Source organism: Actinophytocola sp., from assembly GCF_036378875.1.
Taxonomy (GTDB): Bacteria; Actinomycetota; Actinomycetes; order Mycobacteriales; family Pseudonocardiaceae; genus Actinophytocola.
On sequence record NZ_DASUVO010000055.1, the window covers coordinates 1 to 15,018 of the forward strand.

A 15,018-nucleotide genomic window follows, 5' to 3' on the forward strand; every position below is an offset into this window, starting at 1 on the left:
GGGAGACAGCTACCGCCTCAAAGACCGCGACCTCGGCCGAGTCCCACCAGCCACCAAGACCAACAACTAAAGATCAACCACCACCAAAGGGGGTCCGCGTTCATCCGCCGCCCGAGGGTCAAAATTCGCGCGCCGTTGACAACTGGGTCACCGGGTGATCATGGTGGCGGACGCCAACGCCGCACGCCGCGACGAGGACCACAACGCGACGCTCCACACGATCTACCGCAGCTTCGGCGACGTCCGCCCCACGGACGACCTGCTCGCGCTCATCCCAGCGTGAACATGTGCGTGTGAACCGGTGCGTGTGAACCGGTGCGTGTGAACCTGTCCCCAGCGGGGCTGTGGACAACCACCTCGACTGTGGATAACTCGGGCTCCACGCGGTCCGCGGTCGGCACCACTATAGGCACCACTGTCGGTGCCCTGCCGTAGCGTTGAACCGGGGGCCGGAGGCCACACCCCTGCACGCCGCTTGAGTGCCTGCAGGGCGCGTGTGGCGGCCCGAATTCCTTGTGAGGCTTAGGGCTTGTGGCCGAGAGCGGATCGCGGCGGCCCCTACTCGAGGCGCTGCCGGGGGCGGCCTCCGGCCCCCGGTCTCCAGCCTACGGCAGGGCACCGACAAGATCGCCGGTCCACAGTGCAGGCTGTGGACAACCTGAGCTGCTGTGGATAACTCTGTGGATGCTGCCGTGGATAAGCAGCGTCGGTGCATAAGCAGAGGCCGTGCATAAGCAGAGGCCGCGCCTGCCGGGTTCGGCGGGCGCGGCCTCCGTGTATCTAGCCGTTCACATCAGACCAGACTCGATCAGGCCGTCTCGGCCCCTTCGTCACCAGACGAGGTGGCCATGTTGACTGGCGGGGCGTCCGGGACGTTGGCCGGCTTGGGCTCACCACGGAACGTGAACTTCGCGTTCTCCGTGGGCGAGGTCTCCTCGCCGTCCCAGCCCTCGACGTCGACGATGATGATCTGGCCCGGCTGGATCTCGCCGAACAGGATCTTCTCCGACAGCTGGTCCTCGATCTCGCGCTGGATGGTCCTGCGCAGTGGCCGGGCGCCCAGCACCTTGTCGAAGCCGCGGGTGGCCAGCAGCTTCTTCGCGGCCGGGGTCAGCTCGATGGCCATGTCCTTGTTCTTCAGCTGCGCCTCGACGCGGGTGATCATCAGGTCCACCATCTTGACGATCTGCTCTTCGGTGAGCTGGTGGAACACGATGATGTCGTCGATACGGTTGAGGAACTCCGGCCGGAAGTGCTTCTTCAGCTCGTCGTCGACGCGCTGCTTCATCCGGTCGTAGGTCTGGCCCTCGCCACCTGCCGAGAAGCCCAGGTTGACGGCCTTCGAGATGTCCTGCGTGCCCAGGTTCGACGTGAAGATGATGACCGTGTTCTTGAAGTCGACCGTGCGGCCCTGACCGTCGGTCAGGCGACCGTCCTCCAGCACCTGCAGGAGCGTGTTGTAGATCTCCTGGTGCGCCTTCTCGATCTCGTCGAACAGGACCACCGAGAACGGCTTGCGCCGCACCTTCTCCGTCAGCTGGCCGCCCTCCTCGTAGCCCACGTAGCCCGGAGGGGCACCGAAGAGCCGCGAGGCGGTGTAGCGGTCGTGGAACTCGCCCATGTCGATCTGGATCAGGGCGTCGTCCTCGCCGAACAGGAAGTTCGCCAGCGCCTTGGACAGCTCGGTCTTACCGACACCGGACGGGCCGGCGAAGATGAACGAGCCGGACGGCCGGCGCGGGTCCTTCAGGCCGGCGCGGGTGCGGCGGATGGCCTGCGACACGGCCTTGACCGCGTCCTCCTGGCCGATGATCCGCTTGTGCAGCTCGTCCTCCATGCGGAGCAGACGTGTGGTCTCCTCCTCGGTGAGCTTGAACACGGGGATACCGGTCCAGTTGGCCAGGACCTCGGCGATCTGCTCGTCGTCCACCTCGGCGACGACGTCCAGGTCACCGTCCTTCCACTGCTTCTCCCGCTCCGCCTTCTGGCCGAGCAGCGTCTTCTCCTTGTCGCGGAGCTTGGCGGCGCGCTCGAAGTCCTGAGCGTCTATCGCGCTCTCCTTCTCGCGGCGCACCTCAGCGATCTTCTCGTCGAACTCACGCAGGTCCGGCGGCGCGGTCATGCGGCGGATCCGCATGCGGGCGCCGGCCTCGTCGATCAGGTCGATCGCCTTGTCCGGCAGGAACCGGTCGTTGATGTACCGGTCGGCGAGGGTGGCGGCGGCCACCAGCGCCGGGTCGGTGATCGTGACGCGGTGGTGCGCCTCGTACCGGTCCCGCAGGCCCTTGAGGATCTCGATCGTGTGCTCGAGCGTCGGCTCGCCGACCTGGATCGGCTGGAAGCGGCGCTCCAGCGCGGGGTCCTTCTCGACGTACTTGCGGTACTCGTCGAGCGTGGTCGCGCCGATGGTCTGCAGCTCACCGCGGGCGAGCATCGGCTTGAGGATCGACGCCGCGTCGATCGCGCCCTCGGCCGCACCCGCACCGACGAGAGTGTGGATCTCGTCGATGAACAGGATGATGTCGCCGCGCGTGCGGAGCTCCTTGAGCACCTTCTTGAGGCGCTCCTCGAAGTCACCGCGGTAGCGCGAGCCGGCGACCAGGGAGCCGAGGTCCAGCGTGTAGAGCTGCTTGTCCTTCAGCGTCTCCGGGACCTCGCCCTTGACGACCATCTGCGCGAGACCCTCGACGACGGCCGTCTTGCCGACGCCGGGCTCGCCGATGAGCACGGGGTTGTTCTTGGTGCGGCGGGACAGCACCTGCATGACCCGCTCGATCTCCTTGGCCCGCCCGATGACCGGGTCGAGCTTGCCCTCCCGCGCGGACGCGGTGAGGTTGCGACCGAACTGGTCGAGCACCAGCGAGGAGGACGGGGTGCCCTCGCCGCGGCCGCCGGTCTCCGCGGGCTCCTTGCCCTGGTAACCGGACAGCAGCTGCAGCACCTGCTGGCGTACGCGGTTGAGGTCGGCGCCGAGCTTCACGAGGACCTGGGCGGCGACGCCCTCACCCTCGCGGATCAACCCGAGAAGGATGTGCTCGGTGCCGATGTAGTTGTGTCCGAGCTGCAACGCTTCCCGCAGCGAGAGCTCGAGGACCTTCTTGGCCCGTGGGGTGAAGGGGATGTGCCCGCTCGGCGCGTGCTGACCCTGGCCGATGATCTCCTCGACCTGCTGCCGCACGCCCTCGAGGGCAATTCCCAGTGACTCGAGCGCCTTGGCGGCGACACCCTCACCCTCGTGGATCAAGCCCAGGAGGATGTGCTCGGTGCCGATGTAGTTGTGGTTGAGCATCCTGGCCTCTTCCTGGGCCAGGACAACCACCCGCCTCGCGCGGTCGGTGAACCTCTCAAACATCTGCACTCCTGACTGCTGCGCCGGCGGCCCTTAACCCCACCACACCTGGGTGGGGTTCAGCACCGTGAAGACCACTGTAGTCGTCCAGCCTGTCGCTCTCAGTACCACTTGCGGCTATCCGTGAGCTTCCTAGAGAACAACGTGCGGCATCGGGGTTGGATTCCGCTACCCGGCGGTGTCCGCTGAGCGCGAACAGCCCATCCGCCCGGCTCGTGATGATCAAGCGGACCGACCGAGCGCACTCGGGTGGACCAGCGCAAAGCCTAACGGTTGGTGACCGTCGCGGCCGCGTGGAACCTCTCCACTGGACTGCTCCGCCGACCGGGTGAAGCACACGGAACCACGGTCCGCACCCATCGCGTCGAGTCAACGAATCGGGCCGCCGCCGTGTTCCCGGCAGGTCACGTTCTGCAACAGTCGACCAGGACCACAGCCGGGCTCGATCGCGGTACAAGTTGACCGCTTTTGTGATCGGCTAGTCACCGCTGCCCGCGGCCAGCGCGTCGCCGAGCGGGGTGCGGCGGTAGAGGACCGAGCGGCCCGCGCGGGCACGGGTCGCCAGTCCCGCGTTGCGTAGTACCGCCAGGTGGTCGCCGACCGCGCCAGGAGCGAGCGACAGTGTCTTGGCCAGTTGGGTCGTGCTCGCCGGGTCCGACAGCGCCACCAGCAGCCGCGCCCTCGTCCGGCCCAGCAACGACGCCAGCGCGTCCGGCGGCGCGCCCTCTCCCGGCTCCCACAGCGCGGCCGTGCCACGCGCCGGGTACACGAGCGTCTTCGGCCATGGCGGATCCGTGTACGCGCCGATGTTCGGCCACACGAACACCGACGGCACGAGCAGCATCCCGGCGCCCTCCAGGGGATATGTGCCGTCGTGTCTCCCGGCGAGCTCGATGACGCCGTCGTGCCAGCGCAGGCGTTTGTGCAGGCCGACGAACGCCGCGCTCCAGCCGCCGCCGCTCAGCAGCGCGCCACGGTGGACCACGTCGCGTTCCAGGACCGCACGCAGCGTCGGCCAGTCGGCCGCCACCAGCTCGTGCCACGCCGCCGCCATCGCGTCGGCCACGATCGAGGTCACCGCCGGGTCCCGCAGCACGGCCAGCACCTGCCCGTCGGTGGTGGGCCTGCGGGACAGGCACTGGTCGATCTCGTGGCGGGCCTGCGCGAGAGGGGTGTCCCGAATGGCCGCCAGATCGTCCTCGATCGTCTGCGTCATGCTGGCCGGCGGAGGCACGATGAACGCGGGGCCGTGGCGGTCGCTGTGCAGCGCGACCACCGCGTTCAGCGCCGTCTCCGCCCGCAGCCGTTCGAACGACGGCCTGGCACGGGCCGCCCACGGGGCCGGCAGCCGACCGAAGGCGAGCTTGCGGAGCATGTTCTCCAGCTCCGTGATCGGCGACAGGGCGAAACGGCTGTTCAGCAGGTCGTCCCGGCCAGCGACGAATCTCAGCACCTTACGTCCACCAACGAAACAATAGTCGCCGCACGACCCGGCCGGTGAATCTTGGGCCGTGTCAGAACGAGCCACATTCCGTCAGGTCCTCGCCGTGCCGATCTTCCGGACGGTGTTCCTCACCCGCGCGCTCGCCGTCGGCGCCGACACACTGCGCACGGTCGCGCTGTCCGTGCTTGTGTTCACCGTGACCGGTTCGGCGTTGCTGGGTGCGCTGACCTTCGGCGTCTCGTTCCTCCCGCAGTTCTTCGGCGGTCTGCTGCTCGGCGCGCTGCCTGACCTGTTCCGGCCACGGCTGCTGCTCGTCACCGGGTACACGCTCGAGGCCGTGGCCGCCGTCCTGCTCGCGGTCGGCCTTCCGGTGTGGGCGAGCCTGCTGCTGGTGGCCGGCATCGGCTGCCTCTCCCCGGTGTTCAACGGCACCTCGGGCCGGCTGACCGCGGACGCGCTGTCCGGCGACGCGTTCGTCGTCGGCCGCGGGTTGTTCCAGCTCGCCACCTCGGCCGCACAGGTCATGGGGCTGGCGGGCGGCGGGCTCGCGGTCGCGGCGGTCGGGCCGCACACCGCGCTGCTGATCACCGCGGCTGGCCACGCCGTCGCCGCGATCTGGGCACGCGTCACGCTCCCCGACCTGCCAGCACCAGGTCGGGAGACCGAGCACTCACTGGTGCGGCGGAGTTTGCTCGGAGCGGGTGAACTGCTCGGCGACCGCACGATCCGGCGCCTGTTGCTCGTGAACTGGTTGCCGGCCGGGTTCGTGATCGGCGGTGAGAGCCTGCTGATCCCCTACGCCACGCTGCACGGCTTTCCTGACGGCGCGGCCGGCGTGGTCCTCGCGTTCGTCCCGGTCGGCATGTTCGTCGGCAACCTGGCGCTGACGCGGGCGCTGACGCAACGGGGACGGGAGCGGGCCGTCGCACCGCTGGTCGTGGTGCTCGGACTGCCGCTGTTGGCGTTCCCGTTCGGGGTCGGTCCCGTGGTGGCCGGCGTGCTGATGGCGGTCCTGGGCTGCGGGTTCGCCTACGGGCTGGGGCTGCAGCAGCCGTTCAAGGACGCGCTGCCGGACGACTCGCGCGGGCAGGCGTTCGGGCTGCTGTCCACCGGGCTGATGACGTGCCAGGGCCTCGGGCCACTGCTGTTCGGCACGCTGACGGAGGTCATGCCGGTCGGTGTGGTGATGGCGCTCGCCGGAGTGGCGACGATGGCGACCGCCGGACTCGCGATCGCGGTGCGATCCGGCGTTGCCGCGGAAACGCCGGTACCCGGCTAATCGGGGAACCGGCGTTTTCCATCGAGAAACTTTCAGGCCTGCGCGTTGTACGCCTCGGCGACTTCCTTCGGGATTCGACCGCGATCGGAGATGTTCATGCCCTGCTTGCGTGCCCACTCACGCATTGCCTGGTTCTGTTCCCGATCGGCGGATGCGGTGCGTGGAGCACGACCGACGGGCGCTCGGCCGGTCCGCTTACGGCCGCCGGCACGGCGAGCATGCTCGACGTATTCGGCGAGCGCGTCCCGCAACCGCTCCGCATTGTCCTCGGAGAGGTCGATCTCGTAGAACGCGCCATCCAAACCGAACTCGACGGTCTCCTCCGCCTCGGAACCATCGAGGTCGTCGACCAGGCTAACCGTGACCTTCTGCGCCATGTGCGCCCTCCTCAGGTTTGCATCACGGGGGACCGGTGAACGTGCTCACGCACGATATAGGAATACTCCCACTAACCAGCTTAACGCAAATCCGTGATTAGGTTAGCGGATCCCCCGTCGCGAGTAGGGCTCATTCTGGTCGCACGAGCGGAAAGAGGATCGTCTCGCGTATGCCCAGACCGGTGAGTGCCATGAGCAACCGGTCGATCCCCATTCCGACTCCACCACTGGGTGGCATTCCGTACTCGAGCGCGCGCAAGAAGTCCTCGTCCAGACGCATCGCCTCGTCGTCACCGGTGGCCCGCAACGCCGACTGTTCGACGAGCCGCTGACGTTCCACGACCGGGTCGACAAGCTCGGAATATCCGGTAGCGAGCTCGAATCCCCGGACATAGAGATCCCATTTCTCGGCGACGCCGGGGATGCTCCGGTGCTGGCGGGTGAGCGGCGAGGTCTCGACCGGGAAGTCGCGCACGAACGTCGGCTCGTGCAGCTTGTCCCCGACGAGGTGCTCCCACAGCTCCTCGATCAGCTTGCCGTGCGTGAGCTTGGGGTCCACCTCGAGTCCGTGCGCGGCCGCGTACTTGTGCAGCAGGTCAGCGGGGCTCTGCGGGGTGACCTCCGTGCCGAGCGCCGTCGACAGCGACTCGTACATGGACAGGTTGGTCCATTCGCCGGACAGGTCGTACTCCGTGCCGTCCGCGAGGGTCACGACCTGGGTGCCGAACGCGGCCTCCGCCGCCTCCTGGACCAGTTCGCGAGTCAACACGGCCATCGTGTCGTAAGTCTCGTAGGCGGCGTAGAACTCGAGCATCGCGAACTCGGGTGAATGGGACGAGTCGCTGCCCTCGTTGCGGAAGTTGCGGTTGATCTCGAAGACCTTCTCGATACCGCCGACGACACAGCGCTTCAGGAACAGCTCGGGCGCGATACGGAGGAAGAGATCCATGCTCATCGCGTTCGAGTGTGTGACGAATGGACGCGCACTGGCACCGCCGTGCACGGTCTGCAGCATCGGGGTCTCGACCTCGAGGAAACCGCGCCGGTGGAAACTGTCCCGCAAAGAACGGACCACACCCGCGCGGGTGCGCACCGTTTCCCGCGCCTGCGGGCGCAGGATCAGGTCCACATACCGCTGCCGAATGCGGGTTTCCTCGTTGAGGTCCTTGTGCGCGACCGGCAGGGGCCGCAGCGCCTTGGCCGCGATTCGCCACTCGTCGGCCAGAACGGAGAGCTCTCCGCGACGGGAGGTGATTACCTCACCGTGGATGAAAACGTGATCACCGATGTCGACGATGCTCTTCCAGTCCGAAAGCGACGTCTCGCCGACCTTGTTCAGGCTGAGCATCGCCTGCAGTTCGGTGCCGTCCCCTTCCTGGAGGGTCGCGAAACAGAGCTTGCCCGTATTGCGTAGAAAGATGATCCGGCCAGTGACGCCCACCACATCTTCGGTGGCGGTGTCCGCCGGGAGATCCGAATACGCCTCGCGAATCTGCCCGAGAGAGTGCGTCCTCGGCAGTTCAACGGGATATGGTTCGACCCCGTCGGCAAGGAGCCGCGCCCGCTTCTCGCGACGGACCCGAAGCTGCTCAGGAAGGTCGTCAGGCTGCGGTTCTTGCGTTTCGTCGGTCACGGTAGAACAGGGTACGGTTGCTGGCTGGCCTCGCGATATCGGGTTAGTTTGCTCTCGTGGATCTCCATCAGACACGAGCGAGTTCGTTCGGTGCGCGAGCGTCCGACTACGCGGAGCACCGGCCGAACTATCCCGCGGACGGCGTGCGGTGGGCGCTCGGCGCGGCGACCAGACCGGTCGAGGACGTGCTCGACCTGGCGGCGGGCACCGGGAAACTCACCGAGGGCCTGCTCCCGCTCGGGCTCGCCGTGACCGCCGTGGAACCCGACTCGGCCATGCGCACCGAGCTGACCAGGGCGTTTCCACAGGTCAGGACATTGGCTGGACGGGCGGAGGAGATTCCGCTGCCTGCCGGTTCGGTCGACGCCGTCCTCGTCGGGCAGGCGTTCCACTGGTTCGACCGCGCGAAGGCACTCGACGAGATCGCGCGTGTTCTGAGGCCGGGCGGCGCGGTCGGCGCACTGTGGAACGGCGAGGACAACGACGTCGAGTGGGTGGCCGAGCTCATGGCGGTGTCGGGGACCAGCGCGAACCGCGTCGCGCCGGAAGAGCTGCGGCTGCCGGCACACCCGCTGTTCACCGAGTTCGAAGAGGCGTCCTACCCGCACACGCACCGGCGGACGATCGACTCGCTGGCCGAGACTTTCGGCACGCACTCGCGGATGCTGGTGATCCCCCCGGCCGAGCGGGAGGCGGTGCTGGCCAAGGTCCGCGAGTACCTGGCCGGTCGGCCGGAAACGTCCAGCGGGGAGTTCGACATGCCACTGGTGACGAAAGTGGTCCGCGCCACACGGCATTGACCCTGGCGTTGACGGCAGGGTTCTTTCCTGGTGGCCATGAACGACAAGGTTGTGGTGGTCACCGGGGCGGGCTCGGGCAGCGGTCGGGCGACGGCGCGGGCGTTCGCCGCACAGGGCGCCAAGGTGGTGCTGGTCGGGCGGCGGCTGGCGGAAACGGGCGTGGGTGAGCCGCTGGCCGAGGACGTCGCGGAGGCCGACCGGATCGTCGAGTTCGTACAGTCGCGATACGGGCGGCTCGACGTGCTGGTGAACAACGCGGCGAGCATGCGCGGCGGTCCACTCGGCACGGTCACGTCCACGGACGTCGTCGCGCCGATTTTGCTGACGCAGGCCGCGCTGCCACTGCTCAAGGAGTCCCGCGGTGTCGTGGTGAACGTGAGCACCGCCATCGGACAGCGCGGATGGGACATGAGACCGACTCGCGGCAGCGCTGGAGGACATCGCGTCCATCGAGAACGGACTCTCCCAATCGGACGCGATCGCCCTCTGACCAGCGGCGCCTGGCCCGCTCAGTGTCTCGAAAGACGCGCTCGGGACATCGCCATTGTCGTGAACGACGCGCTGAGGACGTTCAACGCCATGAGAGCGTCTTTCGGGACAGCGCTGATGGCACGAGCACGCCGTTCGCAGTGCGATGAACTCGCGGCACCTTTGAGACGACGCCGAGCCCCAGATCTCTCCAGGCAGACGGTCTGGGTTGCGCGCCCACTGGCGGCCGATGTCTCGAGGGTGTCCTTGGACGCTGAACGTCCCGAGGGTTGCCGCCATGGAACCGGCCTTGGTCGAGGCGGTGCGAGGAAGGAATCTTTCCTCGCACCGCCACCGGCTCGAACTGCCCGCGAAGCGGGCTTCGCCCGCCCCGGCCATGCGTGAGAACAGCGAGCAAGATCCCCGGTGAATAGCGTTGCGAAGGGCGTCCTCGAGGACAGACCCGGGCCCACATTCGAACGAGTGTCGGCGTTCCAGATGCCCGAAGGGCACCTTCAGGACGTTCAGCTCAGCGTCTCGAAGGGCACTCATGGGACACCGACTCCGCAGGCCAAGCGACCCCAAATGCCCTCAAGGACACTTCAGATATCGCCGAGCAACCGGCTGCGGACGCACCATTCAACACAACACCGCTCCGGGATGATGGACCACACAGAGCACCAAGCCCCCGCGCGCGAAGAGCCCTTGATCATCGTCCTCGCGCGCGTTGCCCAACCCCCACCCGATCCCGGGGGCGTCCCGCCGTGCCAGTCTACCGGTAGGGGGTGACAGAGACCGTGATGTCGATCTTGTCTGTGGACAACTGGGGCGGTTGTGGACAACTGGTCGCTTGGCGATCTTGGGCGGCCGGGACTGTCGGTCTCGCGTCGTAGGCTGGGTATCGGGGGCCGGAGGCCAAAGCCGGGTCAGCGGGTGTTTCGTTCGAAGACCAGGCGTAGGCCCAGCAGCGTGAGGTCTGGGCGGTGGTCGGTGATCGTCTCCGAGTCGTCGACCACCAGTGGGGCGAGGCCGCCGGTTGCCATGACGGTCACCTCGCCGGGGTGGGACGTGCGGTGCAGCTCGTCGATGATGCGGCGTACCAGGCCGTCGACCTGGGCGGTGAAGCCGTACATGATGCCGGACTGCAGGCACTCGACCGTGTTCTTGCCGATCACCGACTTCGGCCGGACCAGCTCGACCTTCCGCAGGGCCGCCGCCCTGGCCGCCAGTGCGTCCACCGAGATCTCGATGCCGGGGGCGAACACGCCGCCAAGGAACTCGCCGCGTGCGGAGATCACGTCGATGTTGGTCGACGTGCCGAAGTCGACCACCACGCACGCCGTCTCGTGGAGGTGGTGCGCGGCCAGGGTGTTGATCACCCGGTCGGCGCCGACCTCCTTCGGGTTGTCCACCAGGAGCGGGACGCCGGTGCGCACGCCCGGCTCGACGATCACGCGGGGCACCGTTCCGTAGTACCGGCCGAGCATCACGCGCAGCTCCCGCAGCACCGCCGGCACCGTGGACAACGCCGACACACCCGTGACCGCGTCGGCGTGCTCGCCGAGAAGCCCGCGCATGGTCAGCGCGAGCTCGTCGGCGGTCATCTGCGGATCCGTCCGCATCCGCCAGTCGTGCACGAGCTCCGAACCGGCGTACAGCCCCAGCGCGATGTTCGTGTTGCCGACGTCGATCGTGAGGAGCACTCAGCTCTCCGACTGCAGCAAGGCGTCCAGCATCGCGGCGTCGATGGTCTCTGCCGGGGAGGCGTGCACGGGGACGTCGCCACGGGTCAGGCCGTAGCCGTCCGGCACGTGCGCGGGCACCGAGCCGCGGTCGACGATCGTGTTGGTCTCGTCCACGAACACGACCCTCGGCCGGTACGCCGCCGCCTCGGCGGTGTCCATCATGCCGTAGGAAATGAGGATCACGACGTCGCCGGGATGCACCAGGTGCGCCGCGGCGCCGTTGATGCCGACCACGCCGCTTCCCCGCTCGCCCGCGATCACGTACGTCTCGAGCCGCGCGCCGTTGGTGACGTCGACGATCGACACCTGCTCACCCGCGAGCAGGTCCGCCGCCTCCATCAGCACCGGGTCGACGGTCACCGAGCCGACGTAGTGCAGGTCGGCCTGTGTGACGGTCGCTCGGTGGATCTTGGACTTCAGCAACGTGCGGAACATGTCATTCCCCCTCGTCCAGGATCACCTGGATGTTGTCGATCAACCGCGTCGAGCCCACCCGCGCGGCCACCAGCAACCGGGCCTCCCCACGCGAAGGCGCCGGCCCGAGATCGGTGCCACGCAGCTCCAGGTAGTCGAGCTCGACCAGTGGCTCCTTGTCGAGCACGGCCCGCGCCGACTCCAGCACGACCTCCGCACCGCCGGCGCTGACCCGTGCGCCGGCAGCGAGTGCAGCCGACAGTGTGACGGCCGCCGTGCGCTGGTCGTCATCCAGGTAGGCGTTCCGGGAGGACCGGGCGAGGCCGTCGGTGTCCCGCGCCACCGGCACCCCGATGATCTTCACGTCGTGGTTGAGGTCGCGTACCAGCTTCTTGATCAGCGTGAGCTGCTGGTAGTCCTTCTCCCCGAACACCGCGTAGTCCGGCCGGATGATGTTGAACAGCTTCGCGACCACCGTCAGCACACCGGCGAAGTGACCAGGCCGGAAGGCGCCCTCCAGCTCGCGGCCGAGAGGGCCGGGGTCGACCGTCACCTCGGACCCGGTCGGGTACATGTCCTCGCGCGACGGCGTGAACAGCAGCTCGACGCGCTCGTCCCGGCACACCCCGAGGTCCTCTTCGAGCGGGCGCGGGTAGCGGTCGAAATCCTCGTTCGGCCCGAACTGCAGCGGGTTGACGAAGATCGACGCGGTGAGCACTGTGCCGGGCAGCCGGCGGGCGGTGCGCATCAGCTGGCGGTGACCGTCGTGCAGCGCGCCCATCGTGGGCACCAGCGCGATCTTGCGGCCGACCGCCCTGAGAGCACGCGCGGTGGCCATCATGTCGTCAAGTCCACTGTGGACGTGGAGCTGGCCGGGGGTGAACCTCGGCGTCATGAGCGATCCTCTCCGGCGCCGCGCTTGATCGCGGCGAAGACGTCCGGGGCCAGGTCGGCTCGCAGGAGCCCGTTCTCCTCGGCCCGCTCCGCGGTGCGCGCGGCGAGCGCGCGGTAGGTGGGCAGCATGTCGGGGGCGTGGTCGGCCAGCACCCGCAGGTGGGCGAGCACGGTGCCGACGTCGCCGCGCGCGACCGGGCCGGTGAGCGCGCGGTCGCCGTGACGCAACGCGTTGTCCAGCGCGGCGGACAGCAGCGGGCCAAGCATCCGCTCCGGGTCGCCGACACCCGCCTTGCTGAGCAGCTCGGCCGCCTCGGCGACCAGCGTGACCAGGTGGTTCGCGCCGTGGGCCAGCGCCGTGTGGTACAGCGGCCTGGCGGCGTCCGGCACGCGGACCGGCTCGGCGCCCATCTCCACGACCAGTGCCTCGCCGACGCTCCACCCCGCCTCGTCGCCGTCGCCGGCCGTGACGCCGAAACAGCAGGTGACCAGGCGTTCGAGATCCTCGGCGCGGCCGGTGAACGTCATCACCGGGTGCAGTGCGATCGGCAGCGCGCCGTGCTCGACGGCCGGCGCGAGCACGTCGATGCCGTGGGCGCCGCAGGTGTGGACAACAATCTGCCCGGGTCGCAATGCGTCGGCGGCGGCGAGCCCGCGGACCATGCCAGGAAGCGCGTCATCGGGCAAGGCGAGCAACACGAGGTCGGCGCGGCGCACCACCTCGTCGGGCGGGAGAAGCGGCACGTCCGGCAGGAGGTCTTCCGCTCGCTGAACGGACTCCTTGGACACCCCGGACGCGGCGACCACCGTGTGGCCGGCACGGCTGAGTGCCGCCCCGAGCACCGCACCGACGCGGCCGGCGGAAACCACACCGACGGCAAGGCGCGCGGGCCGGTTCATGCCGCCCCCTCACAAGCTCGACTCACGCCGCCTCCTCTCCTTACGGAAGCGTAACTTCACCGGGCCTTCGGCTGCCGCTCCGGTAGAGCTGCCTTCGTCACATGCAACACGTCGATCAGCCTGGCCTCTCGCTCGGCCGCGTCGCCGCCGGCGAGCCCGAGGCGAACCGCGTGCCAGAGGAAGGCGAGCTCGGTGACCGCGGCCTGGTAGGCGCCGACGGCACGCGCCGCCTGCCGACCCCGCTTGCGCCCGGCCGCCACCCGCCACCGCCGACGCGCGGTGAGGGTGACGAGGCGGCGCACGTTGGCCGGGTCGACCCAGCCGCGGTCCACCATCTCGGGCAGCGCGCTGGCGACGATCCGCTGCTCCCGGCGCCGGTGCCAGCTGACCAGCATCACTCCCGCGAAGAAGATCGGCACCATGACCAGGAAGTACACGTTCAGGAACGTCTGCGGTGTGCCGAGCGTCGCGGCCGCGTTCCACAACGCGTGGAGCAGCACGGCGGTGACGTACCCGCCGATCGGCGCGAGAACGCGGACGTAGCGGCTGGACGTGCGTACCGCGATGCCCGCCCCGATACCGATCATGGCCGTGAACAAGGGATGCGTGAACGGCGACAGGACCCCGCGAAGGATGAACGCCGTGACGACCCCGCCGGTGCCGGTGTCCCCGAACCCGTGCTCGGCGAAGGCGCGACCGAAGTAGTAGATGTTCTCGGTGAAGGCGAACCCGGCCGCCACGAACCCCGCGTAGACGACGCCGTCGATCACACCGTCGAACTCGTGCCGAAGGAAGTACAGGATCCCCAGCACGAACGCGCCTTTGACGGCCTCCTCGAACAGGGGCGCGGAGACGACGGCACTGATCTTGTCGCCGTGCCCGTGCCCGAGAAGCGCGTCCCCGACGGCCTCCGCGGTGTTGTTGATCAGCAGCGCGGTGATGGCCGCGACGCTCGCCCCCCACCCGAACGCCAGCCACAACATGCGGGCGGGCTCCGGCTCCCAGCGGTCGATCCACAGCAACGCAGCCACGATCGAGCCGACGGGCACGAGCGCGGCGACGATCCCGACCAACTCCGCGACGAGCCCGACCTTGGCGGTGGAGATCGCGAGCAACGCGAGCCCACAGCCGGCGAGCAGCATCAACCCGGCGACCGGCAGGAGGACTGTTTGCCGTCGCGGGGTATGCCTTTGCGGCGGCGGGACAGGATGCACTGGGACACCCTACGGTGTGATCGCTTGGCACAGCACGGGTTGCCCCGATGGTGGATGGGCGTGGCCTCCGGCCCCCGGTTCCACGCTACGGCACGGCACTGACACTTTCCGCCACGCCGACCTCCCCTGTGGACAACCGCGCTCCCTGTGGACAATCCGGCCAAGACGGCCCTTCGCGAAGCCTCGACTGTCGGTGCCCACCGGTAGCGTGGAACCGGGGGCCCCCGGCGCACGAATGGGACTTTCGCTCAGGTGGAGCGGGTGAATCCATCCACGGTTGCCACGTGGGGAGCCGAAACTGTCGGTGGCTACCGGTAGCGTGGATTCGGGGGCCGGAGGCCGTTCCCGCCGGAGGCCGTTCCCGCCGGAGGCCGTTCCCGCCGCAGGCCGTTCCCGCCGCAGGCCGTTCCCGCCGCAGGCCGTTCCCGCCGCAGGCCGTTCCCGCCGCAGGCCGTTCCCGCCGCAGGCCGTTCCCGCCGCAGGCCGTTCCCGCCGCAGGCC

General features: G+C 68.7%; 13 protein-coding genes. 4 read left to right on the forward strand and 9 right to left on the reverse strand.

All coding sequences use genetic code 11. From position 1 onward, the window contains the following. Positions 1-154: 154 nt before the first annotated feature. Complete coding sequence (locus tag VF106_RS16225) at positions 155-283, forward strand: hypothetical protein (RefSeq protein ID WP_330840547.1); 129 nt, start codon at positions 155-157, stop codon at positions 281-283. 525 nt (positions 284-808) lie between these two features. On the opposite strand, the gene VF106_RS16230 is transcribed toward VF106_RS16225, so the two are convergent. Together VF106_RS16230 and VF106_RS16235 are read right to left on the reverse strand one after the other, a co-directional pair. Next, positions 809-3,352: an ATP-dependent Clp protease ATP-binding subunit gene (locus VF106_RS16230; RefSeq protein WP_330840548.1), complete on the reverse strand. Its 2,544-nt coding sequence runs from the start codon at positions 3,350-3,352 to the stop codon at positions 809-811. A gap of 475 nt (positions 3,353-3,827) precedes the next feature. Further along, complete coding sequence (locus VF106_RS16235) at positions 3,828-4,802, reverse strand: winged helix-turn-helix domain-containing protein (RefSeq protein WP_330840549.1); 975 nt, start codon at positions 4,800-4,802, stop codon at positions 3,828-3,830. A 58-nt stretch (positions 4,803-4,860) separates the two neighbouring features. Between VF106_RS16235 and VF106_RS16240 the strand changes: the two genes are divergently transcribed. After that, positions 4,861-6,072 carry an MFS transporter gene (locus tag VF106_RS16240; RefSeq protein ID WP_330840550.1) on the forward strand — a complete coding sequence of 404 codons (1,212 nt, stop codon included), beginning with the start codon at positions 4,861-4,863 and terminating at the stop codon, positions 6,070-6,072. Between the two features lie 32 nt (positions 6,073-6,104). Here the strand turns inward: VF106_RS16240 and VF106_RS16245 are convergent, their stop codons facing one another. Next, positions 6,105-6,449: a histone-like nucleoid-structuring protein Lsr2 gene (locus VF106_RS16245; RefSeq protein ID WP_330840551.1), complete on the reverse strand. Its 345-nt coding sequence runs from the start codon at positions 6,447-6,449 to the stop codon at positions 6,105-6,107. Positions 6,450-6,579: 130 nt separating this feature from the next. Then, positions 6,580-8,082: a lysine--tRNA ligase gene (gene lysS / locus VF106_RS16250; protein WP_330840552.1), complete on the reverse strand. Its 1,503-nt coding sequence runs from the start codon at positions 8,080-8,082 to the stop codon at positions 6,580-6,582. A 56-nt stretch (positions 8,083-8,138) separates the two neighbouring features. Here lysS and VF106_RS16255 point away from each other — a divergent pair, with 56 nt between their 5' ends. Then, on the forward strand, positions 8,139-8,882 hold the full coding sequence (locus VF106_RS16255; RefSeq protein ID WP_330840553.1) for a class I SAM-dependent methyltransferase: 744 nt from the start codon (positions 8,139-8,141) through the stop codon (positions 8,880-8,882). A gap of 36 nt (positions 8,883-8,918) precedes the next feature. Further along, positions 8,919-9,755, forward strand: coding sequence for an SDR family NAD(P)-dependent oxidoreductase (locus VF106_RS16260; protein WP_330840557.1), 837 nt, complete (start codon positions 8,919-8,921; stop codon positions 9,753-9,755). 521 nt (positions 9,756-10,276) lie between these two features. On the opposite strand, the gene VF106_RS16265 is transcribed toward VF106_RS16260, so the two are convergent. Genes VF106_RS16265 through VF106_RS16285 form a run of 5 tightly spaced genes read right to left on the reverse strand, consistent with a single transcriptional unit; the run spans position 10,277 to position 14,445 of the window. Continuing rightward, the gene (locus VF106_RS16265; protein WP_330840554.1) at positions 10,277-11,053 is read right to left on the reverse strand and encodes a type III pantothenate kinase; all 777 of its coding nucleotides are present in this window, start codon (positions 11,051-11,053) and stop codon (positions 10,277-10,279) included. Beyond that, on the reverse strand, positions 11,054-11,530 hold the full coding sequence (gene panD, locus VF106_RS16270) for an aspartate 1-decarboxylase (protein ID WP_330840555.1): 477 nt from the start codon (positions 11,528-11,530) through the stop codon (positions 11,054-11,056). A 1-nt stretch (position 11,531) separates the two neighbouring features. Beyond that, positions 11,532-12,404 carry a pantoate--beta-alanine ligase gene (gene panC / locus VF106_RS16275; protein ID WP_414638983.1) on the reverse strand — a complete coding sequence of 291 codons (873 nt, stop codon included), beginning with the start codon at positions 12,402-12,404 and terminating at the stop codon, positions 11,532-11,534. Next, complete coding sequence (locus tag VF106_RS16280) at positions 12,401-13,303, reverse strand: Rossmann-like and DUF2520 domain-containing protein (RefSeq protein WP_330840556.1); 903 nt, start codon at positions 13,301-13,303, stop codon at positions 12,401-12,403. The genes panC and VF106_RS16280 overlap by 4 nt, the downstream gene beginning before the upstream one ends. Before the next feature lie 56 nt (positions 13,304-13,359). Continuing rightward, positions 13,360-14,445 (reverse strand): PrsW family intramembrane metalloprotease, encoded by a 1,086-nt coding sequence (locus tag VF106_RS16285; RefSeq protein ID WP_330840559.1) that lies wholly within the window; start codon positions 14,443-14,445, stop codon positions 13,360-13,362. Positions 14,446-15,018: the final 573 nt, after the last annotated feature.

What these genes read in the sequence shown, in the direction of transcription:
- VF106_RS16230 (WP_330840548.1), bottom strand. Translation starts at nt 3,352, where the DNA reads ATGTTTGAGAGGTTCACCGACCGCGCGAGGCGGGTGGTTGTCCTGGCC.
- VF106_RS16245 (WP_330840551.1), bottom strand. Translation starts at nt 6,449, where the DNA reads ATGGCGCAGAAGGTCACGGTTAGCCTGGTCGACGACCTCGATGGTTCC.
- VF106_RS16260 (WP_330840557.1), top strand. Translation starts at nt 8,919, where the DNA reads ATGAACGACAAGGTTGTGGTGGTCACCGGGGCGGGCTCGGGCAGCGGT.
- panD (WP_330840555.1), bottom strand. Translation starts at nt 11,530, where the DNA reads ATGTTCCGCACGTTGCTGAAGTCCAAGATCCACCGAGCGACCGTCACA.
- panC (WP_414638983.1), bottom strand. Translation starts at nt 12,404, where the DNA reads ATGACGCCGAGGTTCACCCCCGGCCAGCTCCACGTCCACAGTGGACTT.
- VF106_RS16280 (WP_330840556.1), bottom strand. Translation starts at nt 13,303, where the DNA reads ATGAACCGGCCCGCGCGCCTTGCCGTCGGTGTGGTTTCCGCCGGCCGC.
- VF106_RS16285 (WP_330840559.1), bottom strand. Translation starts at nt 14,445, where the DNA reads ATGCTGCTCGCCGGCTGTGGGCTCGCGTTGCTCGCGATCTCCACCGCC.